This window comes from Streptomyces sp. NPDC054783 (genome assembly GCF_053611725.1).
The window spans coordinates 19,162-29,556 of sequence record NZ_JBSHAY010000061.1; the positions used below are offsets into that span (position 1 = coordinate 19,162).

A 10,395-nucleotide genomic window follows, 5' to 3' on the forward strand; every position below is an offset into this window, starting at 1 on the left:
TCACGGACGGGGGTTTTCGACGTATTTCAACGAGCAACTCGCGCGTCGCGGGGCGTGCCTTCCCGTACTGTCGCGGCCGGCTGGCGATCAGGCCGGTCCACGCGGGCCCGCGACCCTCCACGCCGGTGGCGGGCGGTCACGCGGTGTGCAGCCCGGACGTGCGCTGCTGCAGCAGCCAACGCAGTTGCCCCCGCCCCCTGTGGATGCGCGACATCACGGTGCCCACAGGGGTCCCCATCGTTTCCGCGATCTCGCGGTAGGAGAGACCCTCGACGTCTGCGAGGTACACGGCGAGGCGGCGCGGCGGGGAGATCTGGCGGAAGGCTGCTTGGAGGTCGGGATTCACGATGCGCTCCAGCGCTTCTGCCTCGGCCGACTTCGGCGCTCCGGAAGCATGGGGGCCAAGACGCGCCAGCTGCTCGTCGTCGACCTCGGAGAAGAGGCACAGATGCGGTCTGCACTGCTGTCCACGGCGGGTGGATATGTACTGATTGACCATGATCTTCTTCATCCAGGCCGCGAAGTTCGTGCCGGGTCGAAACCGGTCGAACGATGCATACGCGCGCGCGTACGCTTCCTGGAGCAGGTCTTCAGCGTCTGCTGCGTGGCGGGTCATGCGCCAGGCGGCGGCGTAGAGGGTGCGACGATGCGGGAGGGCTTCCTCTTCGAATCTCGCACGGCGCTCGGCGGGGCTCCCCCGCTGGCTGCTGGTGCCCGGTTCCGGTGGGAAATGCATCATTTTCACGGTCGCTTCCTCTCTCAACGCCCAGACCGCGCCGGCTGCGCCCGGCGTGCGGTGTCAGCCCGCTTCGGACCGTCCGGGGGTTGGCACCCGGCCCGGCTCTTCCTCAGCGGGCCTGGCGACCGGTCTGGGTACAGCGGGTGGGTCCGACCGGCCGCAACGCCTACCGAGGCTGCTTGACGCGTCTGACCTGGCGGCCGTGGCCGGGCCGAAAGTGCGGGAAGGGCGTATACCGTCCCGGCGACGGCGGGACTTCCGTGGATGCGCCCGTCCTGGGCGGGCCGACATACAACCTGCCGGGCCCGCTACGGAGGGACAGGAAGTCCTCCCCCGCTCATCGCCCCTTCGGTTTGGGCAGCTCGGACTCGCCCGTGTGCCGTGGCCGGGCCGGAGGACGGCGTGCTCAGGAGTCCTCTTGGGTGTCAGGCACCACATGGACAGCCGCCTCCTCGGCGGAAGCGGCACCGTTGTCGATGCCCACGTCCCGCGCCCAGTAGTCGTCGCCGTCGTAGCCTGCGGAGAGAACGTCCGTGTCCCAACCGAGGAGGCGTCCGGCGCGCTCGTAGCCGACCTGATCGTCGATGACCTCTCCGTCCGTGCCGATCGTGTCGCCCAGCCCGTCGCCCTCGTCCGAAGCACTGACTTCCGGCACCTCGCGCCTCAGCCGATGCGCGAGATCCTCGTGGGAGGCGCCCTCCCTCGCAATGACGCCCCAGTCGTTCACGGCGTGGGGCGTATCGGCGGGTGAGTACCCCCGGTCCAGGACATCCTCTCCCAGTTCGTCCTCGTCGTACTCCTCCTGCGAACGCAGGGGGTTCGAGTCGGCCAGGTCTTCGTAGGGCGGGACATTGTCGGGTGAAGTCATCACGGCCTCCAAGCCATCGGATCCCCGCGACCTCTCGGTACCGGCGCCTCGGTGACGGACCGGCGGGAGAACGCCATTCAAGCGGCCCGATGTCGACGAGGCGTCTACCCGGCATAGTCACCTGGGCGGCCGGCCATCGGCTCCAGGCGAGTGGTGAAGACGTCCCTGGGGCTCAGGGCTGCCCCGAGGAGCTTGGACCAGCCCTGGCCTCGTTGTTCCTCCCGTCTCCTGGAACGGTGCCGCCCGGTAGGGCGTGCGCCCCTTCGGGAACTGCTCGGTCCCGACCACTGGCCGTGGCAACGTCTCCGCAGGGTGCCTGTGACAACGACATGGATGCCGGCCCCTGCTCGCCCCAGGAACGGGCCGGCTTGCCCTGGTCGAGGAACCTCTGCCCCGCCTGCTCCCCTGCGTAGGCGGCCACGAGCCGGTTCCAGCTGTACCGGCCCGGGCCGATCTCCGCGACGAGGTGCGCTTGGGTGAGGCGCGACAAGGCCTGGCGGACCCGGCGCTCGGGCCGTCCGGCCAGGTCCGCAACCTGCGATGCCGCGAACTTGGGGTCCGGACAGGCGCTCAGGTCGCGGAAGAGTGCCGCTGTCTCGGTGTCGAGCAGGCGGTACGAGCGGGTAATGGACTCGCGGACGTCGAGCGTCTGGTCCTCGTCGCTCGCGAAGGCGTCCAGGGTGCTGTGCTCCGGTGCCTCGTACTCGTCGGCCAGGCTCGCCAGACGCAGCTGGGGTCGATACGCCGCGCGGGCGGCGACGTTGGCCAGGGCCAAGGGGAGCTGCCCGGCCAGCCGGATGATGCGGTCGACGGCCTCTGGTTCAGCTGCTGTCCTCGCCGCGCCGAGTCGGCGCGCGAGGAGGCTGCGTGCGTCCGTCTGGCTCAGGGGCATGAGTGTCAGGGGAAGTGCCTGGTAGGCAGCGACGAGCGCGTGCAGTTGTATGCGGCTGGTGACAAGGACCATGGAGCCGGGGCCTCCGGGGAGGAGATGCTTTATCTGGTCCGTGTTCCATGCGTTGTCGAGCAGGACGAGCACTCGGCGGTTGGCCAGCAAGCCGCGGAACATGAGCCCCCGTGCCTGCGCGGTCTCGGGCATGTCCTCGACGCGGACCCCCAACGACTGCAGGAAGTCCTCGAGCACCTGCGCGGGGTCCCGGGGCTCGGCCTCCGGTCCGGCTCCCTGCAGGTCTGCAAAGAGCTGGCCGTCCGGGAAGCGGTCAGCCAGACGGTGCGCGACGGTGGTGGCGAAAGCCGACTTGCCGACGCCGGCCAGTCCGCCGACCGTGCAGATGGCCACAGAGGACGACGCCTCAGCATCGGCGGCCAAGCGCTCGACCTGCTCCTGCTCTCTCTCACGGCCGACGAGGCTCGGCAGGGCGGCCGGGAGCTGAGCCGGGGCGTGCGGCGGGGGCGTCTCTAGCGCGCCCTTCGGGCGGTCGGCGGTTTGCGGGAGCTGGAGGAGCCCGGAGAGGATGCGCTCGTGCACTTGCTGCAGTTCCGGGGACGGGCTGACGCCGAGGCGTTGACGCAGCAGGTGACTGGTCGTGTGGTAGATCGTCAGCGCCTCGGACTGCCGGCCGGCGCCGTAGAGCGCAGTCATGAGGAGGCCGCATAGGCGCTCTCGAAGCGGGTGCTCGACAAGCAGAGCGGACAGTTCCGCGGCGGCCTCGGCGTAGTGCCCTCTGTCCACTTCGCAGGCGAGCTGCTCCTCCGCACAGGCGAGGCGCATCTCGCCGAGGACGCAGCGCTGCTGGTCCGCGAACGGCCCCGGTACCCCGGCGAGGGCCACTCCTTTCCACATCTCGAGGCCCTCGGTCAGCAGGCTCGCCGCAGACTCCAGGTCGCCGGTGCTACGCGCCTCCCTCGCCCTTGCCACCGTCTCCTTGAATCTGTTCAGGTCCAGAGCGTCCGGTTGGATGTGCAGCAGGTAGCCCCCGTCGACCAGGCTCACGGAGCTGTCACTCTGCTCCCCCAGTGCCTGCCTGAGCCTGTAAACGTACGTGCGCACGGAGCCTACGGCCGACGGTGGGGCCTCGTCGCCCCACACGTCGTCCACCAGCTTCGAGAGACTTACGGGCTTGCCCGCCCTGAGCAACAGCGAAGCGAGCACGGCGCACTGCCTCGGCTGACCAGCTCCGGCCTCACTCCCCTGCCTGTGGAGCCGGACCGGGCCGAGCACTGAGAACTGGACACCTGCATGCATAGTGCCTACCGCCCTGAAGATCCTTGTGAGACTTGACTGCTTGGCTGTCCGCAAGGGACCGCTCTCCCAAACGTACAGCAGATCGGCGAATTTTCAGGACTAAATGGTCCCGTCTGTACGGAGGGGACCTGCCTCTTGCGCAGAGGGCCGCCCTTCCCGGCCGGCGGCTTGGGTTACATGCGGGCACAGAGCGTGCGGACGAAGGCATCCTCACGCCGCCCCATCCCCGCCCGGGCCGCCTCCGCCGGCCGGGAGACGGCGAAGTCCAGTCCGGCACGGAAACCGCGACGCAATCACCTGCGGCGCCAGACCAGGGCTTCTCGGCGCCACCTCACCCAAACGGCTTGGACACGCTGGGCTGCGCCACGGCCAGGTCGTCCAGCAGCAGCTTGCGCCGGTCGTGTGGTGTACAGACGCGGCAGTGACCAGAACGGCCAGGACGCGGCCATCTGCGATCAGGTGCCGTTTGCGTCCTTCGGCCTTCTTGCCGGCGTCGGTGCCCTGGCCGGCCTCGGCGGCGTTAGCCAAGGTCTTCACGCTCTGCGCGTCGCCCACGGCCGCAGTCGGCTCTGCACTGCGGCCGTGGGCCCGGCGGGTCTTGTCTCGTAACGGGTCGTAGACCGGCCGCGCGGTGCCGTCGATCTCCCACTTGGCGTAGTAGTCGTACACGGACCTGCAGGGCGGGAAGTCGTGCGACACGTACTCCCACGGGGTGCCGGTGCGGTTGACGCAGGGGATGGCGCTGCCGATCTCCCGCAGGTCGTGAACCCGAGCCGCCGTTCCGTGGCCGGTCCGTCCGGCCCGCCGGAGATGCCCTCTAAGCGTCCTCCCGTGCCCCGGCCGGCGGATCGCCGTCCTCGGCAAGCACGACATACGCCTTGACGTGGCCGATCGCCATGTCCAGAGCGATCCTCATGGGTTTGACGTCCTGGGCCGTCTGAGCAAGGAGGTAGCCGCCTTGAAGGGCGGCCATGAGGCTGGTCGCGAGCTCTCCCGCGTCCGCGTCTGCGCGGAGGACTCCGGAGTCCTTCATTCGCTCGAGCCCGGCCTCGAGCAGGCCCTCCCAGGTGTCGAAGTGCCGGGCGATCGCCTTACGCGCCTCTTCGTCCTGATCGGCCAGCTCGCTTGCAAGGGAGCCGAGCGGGCAGCCGTACGCTCCGTTTCGGAGCGCGTTGCGTTCGATCAGTGCGTCGCGCCAGCGCTCCAGCCCGCGGAGAGAGCTGAGCCGCTGCAGTTGCTGGTGCTGACGTTCGAGCACTTCCGCGGCCTGCAACGCGACAACGTCGCGCACCAGCGCATCCTTGTCAGGGTAGTGACGGTAGAGCTGGGATTTGCTCGTGCCGCTTGCCGCCCTGATCTCGTCGAGGGTCGTGGAAGAGACGCCCTTGACGTACATCATGTCAGCGGCGGCCCTCAAAATGCGCTCTCGAGTCGCCCGCCCACGCTCAGTCAGCCGGGAGTTGTTCTTGTCGCGCGCATGTTCCGCCACATTGGTCAAATTACCAGTGCGAACGCCAACAGGAGCCAGAAAGGACGTTAAAGTCCTTTTTTAATGGCCCCCGCCCCCTCCTCCGGGGCCAGGGGCACAGGACCGGCGGCAGCGAGGAGCCGCGGCGGGGGTGCTCTCCCCGCGTCGAGCCAGTCCCGGACGGGCCCTCTCACCTGACCTCGGCGAAGCCGACGTGCGCGAGCTGGAAGCGTGGGGATCAGGTTCACCGACGGCGGAGATGGTGGGGACGTTGGTGCGTATGTACTCGTCGACGAGAACGTTGCCGCAATCCGAGGCAACTCCGGCCTCCTCGTAGCCCAGACCCTGGGAGACCGGCACTGCGGCCGACGGCCACGAGCAGGGCCCCGGCCTCGAACTCCTTGCCGTCGGCGAGGGTGACCTTTGCCCCCGGACAGGCTGCGGGAGATCGCGAAGCCGCTGGTCCCGCCGTCGAAGGTGTGCCCACAGGCCGGCGGGACGCAGGACACACCTGATGAGACGCTGTTCGCGGCCATCATCTACGTGCTGGCCAGCGGCTGCGCCTGGCGGGCTCTGCTGCCCTGCATCGGTCGGCCGCTTCGGATCTTCGGGGGCCAAGCCGAGGGTCTGTTTGAACAGGCGGAAGGTGTGCTCGATGTCGAAGCGCCGCAGGTATGCCTGCCAGAGGCGGCCGATGTAGGTGGCGCGTCGGTGCCAGACCACCACAGCCCGACCGGCTTGGGGGGTTGCTCCACTGGGCAGGTGGGCGATGTCCACGCGGATCACCGCAGGGTGCCCGCCGTCTCCGCGCACAGGACGTAGTCCCACCTCCGACGCCCTCCCGTCTGAGCCTGCTCCGCTGGATTTCGGACAGGGCCGCAAAGGGCGTAAGGAGTCCGCGGGCCGTGCAGCTAACCACTGTGGGCGCTGCACGGCCGCTGTCGCGGCGCCCCGAGCCGCAGCGCACGGTGCCGGCCGGACACGGCCAGGTCGAAAGAGCGCGGGTCCATGCGTTCGGCCCGTTGTATCCGGACGGCGGAATCAGCAGGAGGGCAACACGTCATGGCACAGCAGAGAGCAATACTGGCAGGCGGGTGCTTCTGGGGCATGCAGGAGCTGTTTCGGGCGCTGGACGGCGTGGTCTCGACGCGTGTCGGCTATACGGGGGGCGAGACGGCGAACCCGACCTACCGCAACCACGGCAGCCACGCGGAGGCCATCGAGATCACCTACGACCCGGCGCGGACAGACTACCGGGCGCTCCTCGAGTTCTTCTTCCAGGTGCATGACCCCACCACGCTGAACCGGCAAGGCAACGACGTCGGCTTGAGTTACCGGTCGGCCATCTTCTATCTCGATGATCAGCAGCGGCGCGTCGCAGACGCCACGATCGCGGAGGTCGACGCCTCCGGCCTGTGGCCGAGGAAGGTCGTCACGGAGGTGACGCCCGCCGGTGCCTTCTGGGAGGCCGAGCCAGAGCACCAGGACTATCTGCAGCGCTATCCGTACGGGTACACCTGCCACCGCATCCGCCCGGAATGGCGGCTGCCCAAGGTCTCTTAAAACCGTGGCATGACGCGGTTGCCTCGGCGGCGCGTCGCCTCGAGCGCCGGCAGGGTCTGGCTGACCCAGTGGCCCAGCCGTGAGGAACAAGGCCGGCAGGGAGCGGAGGTGCCGGGGTCGCGCACGAGCTGTGCGGCAGCAGCGCTGTCGGTCCCGGACGCCCTCCGCACGAGGCCAACGTCCTTCCCCGCGTGCGGCTGGACATCAAGACAGGGGGCACATGGTCCGTGGACGACGACGGCCGCTTCTGCTCGTTGTGGACGAGGGCAGGATCGTCGGCCTCCGGTTCTGGGACCTCGGGGCCGGGCTGGCCGCTCGAAGCATCCCGGCAACTCGCCGAGCGCTCGCCGGCTTCGCCCTGGAGGGGTGAGACAGGCTTGGGCACCTGACGTTTCGGGCCGGAGGGCGGCTTCCCTCCCACGGAAGCGCATCGCGTCTCATACGCTTCGGATGACCAGCACAGCCACGTCGTCGAGGTGATCCACCGCAGCCACCGCGTCGAGTATCCGGTCCGCGGTCGCCTCGACGCCGAGCCGATCCTGGAGGGCTCGACCGGCCAGCGCTCCCGCTCGCTCCAGTCCGACGTCCAGGGTCAGGCGCGGCCCTTCGACCACACCATCGGTGACCATGACCAGCGCGGTGCCCTCTTCCAAAGTGAAGGTCTCCTCTGGGTACTCCGTGCCAGGCACGATGCCCAGGACCGGCCCGGCGGGAAGCGTGCGGATGGTGTGGCTGCCGTCGTCGCGTGCGTGGAGCAGTGGCACATGGCCTGCGCTGGTGCCGATGACCTGTCCGTCACGCGGATCGAGGTGCAGCAGGGTGCAGCTTGCGAAGCGTGGCGGTGCATCACGACGAGCAACTCGTTGGTACGCGTCAGCACCGTTCCCGGCTCGGGCTCGTGGGCGGCGATCGCACGCATGGACGAGCGCACCTGGCCCATGAAGACCGCGGCATCCACGTCGTGTCCTTGAGCACCGCCGATTTCCAGTGCGACCGCACCGTCGGGTAGGAAGAACGCGTCATACCAGTCTCCGCCGATGTCCAGCCCATCCCGGCTGGGCAGATAGCGGGCGGCGATCTCCAGGCCTGGGAGGTGCTCCGGCAGCGTCGGGAGCATGCTCTCTTGGAGCGCCATGGACAGCTCGACGTGGGCTTGTTGCAACCTGATGGCCTTCAGGGCCTGGCCTGCCAATTCGGCCAGAGTCGTCATGAAGGCGAGCTTCTCTGGGGACGGAGGGTGCTCACCGTCGTACGTCACCGCCCAGGCCCCGAGCGGCCGGTCGCCCACCGGGCTGAGGGGGGTGATCGAAAGGGCGGTGCCGGGGACGGGGTGCGGCAGGGACAGACCGTCATCATCCAGCCACCGGCGAGCAAGCTCCTCGTGGTTGCGGAAGAACTGCGCCTGACCGGTACGGATCACGTAGGGCAACGGCCGGTCCTCATCCAGCGACAGGCCGAGCAGAGCATCAACCTCCCACGTGGGGATCCCGGCATCCGAGGAGACCCGCAATCGACCATCGTCGACGACGGCGAAGAGGGCGCCGGAACCTCCGACGGCCGCGGCGAGCCGGGCCAGGACAACCTGCTGCAGTTCCTGCTCGGTGGCGACGGTGAACAGGGCGGAGGAGAACGCGGTGATCCCGTCGGCACGCTCCCGCTCCGCGCTCACCTCGGCCAGCATCTCCTGGCGGTGCGCCTCCGACTGGGTGTCGTCACGGATCACCGCGAAGACCCGTTCGGGCCCGCCGTATCCCAACTGGATCCGGCGGGTCTGACCTGCGAGGACACGCCAGCCATCGTGCTCGGTGCGGAACCGCGACCTGATCCACGGGGACTGGGCGGCGGACGAGCGCACAAGCCGCTGCACGTCCTTCCGGTCATCAGGGTGCACTCGCCTGATCACCTTGGACAGGGGCACCACCGAACCCTGTGGGAAGAGCGTGGCCACGGTGGGCGCGCCACCCAGCCACTCCACCTGGTGTTCATCGGGGGAACACATCCAGAGGCCGAGGCCGGCATCCTTCGCCGCAAGCTGGAATGGGATCAGCAGACCACCGAGGTCGTGCCTCGCGTCCAACGAATGCACCCACACAAGCCGCTCGCCGCTCGGGGGATCCGTCACCGGTTGCGCCTCGACGAGGCAGACCACAGATGCGGTGCTTGAGCCGGGGAATTCCAGCACACGCATCGCAAGCATCATCGGCGTGGCCCCGTACGTCAGCAGGCTCTCCGCCGGAATGCGCTGCTCCTCGGAGAGTAGATCAACAAAGCCATGACCCACGCACTGTTCCAACGGCCTGCCCAGTGCGGTGGCCATCGCGGCGTTGAGGGAGCGGATGACGCCGTCCAGGGTCAAAAGAGCCGACGGTGCAGCCTTCCGAAGGAGTTCGTCCGAGGTGTCCATGCGCCGCTCCCTGACCATCGTCGAGCGATATGACCTCGTCGTCCTGCAACAACATTATCCGGCCCGCCGCGCCGGCGAGGACCTCGCGGCTGAGCACGACACCTGCGTCGGCGAGGCGAAGAGGGGCAGGATGACGTACGGGGCGTGGGCCGGCTGAAGTCGCTCGTCGACGAGATGGATCCGCGCAGGCTCTTCGCAGCGGCGCGGGCGTACTCCGTGTCGGCCGACCGGCGGAAGGTGCGAGCGAGTTCCATCGCGTGCTCGGCGTCCTGCGGCATTGGCGATTCGCCGGGTGGAGCAAGTGCGATCGCGACGCCCGCGAACCATCGACCCGACTGCGCAGACGGCGCCGTGCACGAGGACGCTCTGCCCCGCCTGAAGGCGGCCGTGCTCGGACAGCCCCTGGCAGCGGTCGGGCCCGGCATCGGCAGGGCCGCGCCCACCGTACAGTCGACGTCGGCCAGCATCGGCGCGAAGTCACGCGCCTCGATCGCCACATACTCCGCCAGGGTGCCGCCCCGATGCCCGTCCGCGAGGCCGAACACCCGCCGGCCCACCGACAGCCCCGTCGTGCCATAGCCGAGAGCGCTGACGACTCCGGCCGGCTATTGCCCGGGAATCGACGGCGTCCGGTCGCGGCCGAAGCGATCGGTCCAGGTCGAGAACCACGTCAGCTCACCCGGCGTACATCCCGGCGCATGCACCTGAGCAACGACGTCGTTCAGCGCTGCCAGCGGCTCGGGCCGCTCCACGAGCGTCATCCCGGCCGTTCCCGCGGCCTGGTCCGTCACCACAATCCCCTTCATCCGGCTCCTCTGATCGACAGGGGTGAGGCGCGAGGGCGTCGAGGAACAGACGCAACAGCGAAATCCCGGTAACGCGGCGCGAAGGATCGGCGCTCATCAGATAGGTGCAGAGGCAATCCGGTCGACCTTCTCAGGATGCCCGGCGGCGTAGGCACGCTGGACGAAGCGGCCGACGTCCTGGAGCTGAGAAAGCACGGCCCGTACGACGAGCCGGTGGTGCTGCTGAACACGGCGGGCATTCACGCCGGTTGATACTCCAGCTCCGGCGAATGGACGAGCAGGGGTTCCTGCCGGTGCCCCTTGGAGAGCTGGTCTTCGTCGCCGACACGGCCGCCAGGGCACTC

Annotated in this window: 7 protein-coding genes and 6 pseudogenes; 4 read left to right on the forward strand and 9 right to left on the reverse strand. The window is 68.9% G+C overall.

The window, feature by feature from the left end; translation table 11 throughout:
- Positions 1-136 precede the first annotated feature (136 nt).
- From ACWGJ5_RS44590 to ACWGJ5_RS44615, 6 genes and pseudogenes are all read right to left on the reverse strand, one after another.
- Entirely contained in the window at positions 137-739 is a 603-nt protein-coding gene (locus ACWGJ5_RS44590) for a sigma-70 family RNA polymerase sigma factor (RefSeq protein ID WP_453315333.1), read from the reverse strand.
- Positions 740-1,145: 406 nt separating this feature from the next.
- Positions 1,146-1,607 carry a DUF5709 domain-containing protein gene (locus ACWGJ5_RS44595; RefSeq protein ID WP_453315329.1) on the reverse strand — a complete coding sequence of 154 codons (462 nt, stop codon included), beginning with the start codon at positions 1,605-1,607 and terminating at the stop codon, positions 1,146-1,148.
- 172 nt (positions 1,608-1,779) lie between these two features.
- Entirely contained in the window at positions 1,780-3,810 is a 2,031-nt protein-coding gene (locus ACWGJ5_RS44600) for a BTAD domain-containing putative transcriptional regulator (RefSeq protein ID WP_453315330.1), read from the reverse strand.
- 210 nt (positions 3,811-4,020) lie between these two features.
- Positions 4,021-4,683 carry a transposase gene (locus ACWGJ5_RS44605; protein ID WP_453315331.1) on the reverse strand — a complete coding sequence of 221 codons (663 nt, stop codon included), beginning with the start codon at positions 4,681-4,683 and terminating at the stop codon, positions 4,021-4,023.
- Positions 4,628-5,299: a TetR/AcrR family transcriptional regulator gene (locus ACWGJ5_RS44610; protein WP_453315334.1), complete on the reverse strand. Its 672-nt coding sequence runs from the start codon at positions 5,297-5,299 to the stop codon at positions 4,628-4,630. The genes ACWGJ5_RS44605 and ACWGJ5_RS44610 overlap by 56 nt, the downstream gene beginning before the upstream one ends.
- A gap of 178 nt (positions 5,300-5,477) precedes the next feature.
- Positions 5,478-5,708 (reverse strand): annotated as a pseudogene (locus ACWGJ5_RS44615) (FAD-dependent oxidoreductase); the annotation flags it as partial.
- On the opposite strand from ACWGJ5_RS44615, the pseudogene ACWGJ5_RS44620 reads away from it, so the two are divergent.
- Positions 5,702-5,869, forward strand: a pseudogene (locus ACWGJ5_RS44620) (transposase); the annotation flags it as partial. The pseudogenes ACWGJ5_RS44615 and ACWGJ5_RS44620 sit on opposite strands and share 7 nt — an antisense overlap.
- A 27-nt stretch (positions 5,870-5,896) precedes the next feature.
- Here ACWGJ5_RS44620 and ACWGJ5_RS44625 read toward each other — a convergent pair.
- Positions 5,897-6,187: pseudogene (locus tag ACWGJ5_RS44625) on the reverse strand (hypothetical protein); the annotation flags it as partial.
- Between the two features lie 153 nt (positions 6,188-6,340).
- Here ACWGJ5_RS44625 and msrA point away from each other — a divergent pair.
- A complete protein-coding gene (msrA, locus tag ACWGJ5_RS44630) occupies positions 6,341-6,841 on the forward strand; it encodes a peptide-methionine (S)-S-oxide reductase MsrA (RefSeq protein ID WP_453315332.1) in 501 nt (166 codons plus the stop codon).
- 437 nt (positions 6,842-7,278) lie between these two features.
- On the opposite strand, the pseudogene ACWGJ5_RS44635 reads toward msrA, so the two are convergent.
- Positions 7,279-9,263: pseudogene (locus ACWGJ5_RS44635) on the reverse strand (SpoIIE family protein phosphatase).
- On the opposite strand from ACWGJ5_RS44635, the gene ACWGJ5_RS44640 reads away from it, so the two are divergent.
- The gene (locus tag ACWGJ5_RS44640) at positions 9,238-9,402 is read left to right on the forward strand and encodes a hypothetical protein (RefSeq protein WP_453315335.1); all 165 of its coding nucleotides are present in this window, start codon (positions 9,238-9,240) and stop codon (positions 9,400-9,402) included. The pseudogene ACWGJ5_RS44635 and the gene ACWGJ5_RS44640 sit on opposite strands and share 26 nt — an antisense overlap.
- 167 nt (positions 9,403-9,569) lie before the next feature.
- Here the strand turns inward: ACWGJ5_RS44640 and ACWGJ5_RS44645 are convergent.
- Positions 9,570-10,051, reverse strand: a pseudogene (locus tag ACWGJ5_RS44645) (alcohol dehydrogenase catalytic domain-containing protein); the annotation flags it as partial.
- Positions 10,052-10,186: 135 nt separating this feature from the next.
- Between ACWGJ5_RS44645 and ACWGJ5_RS44650 the strand changes: the two are divergent.
- A pseudogene (locus ACWGJ5_RS44650) lies at positions 10,187-10,395 on the forward strand (LOG family protein); the annotation flags it as partial.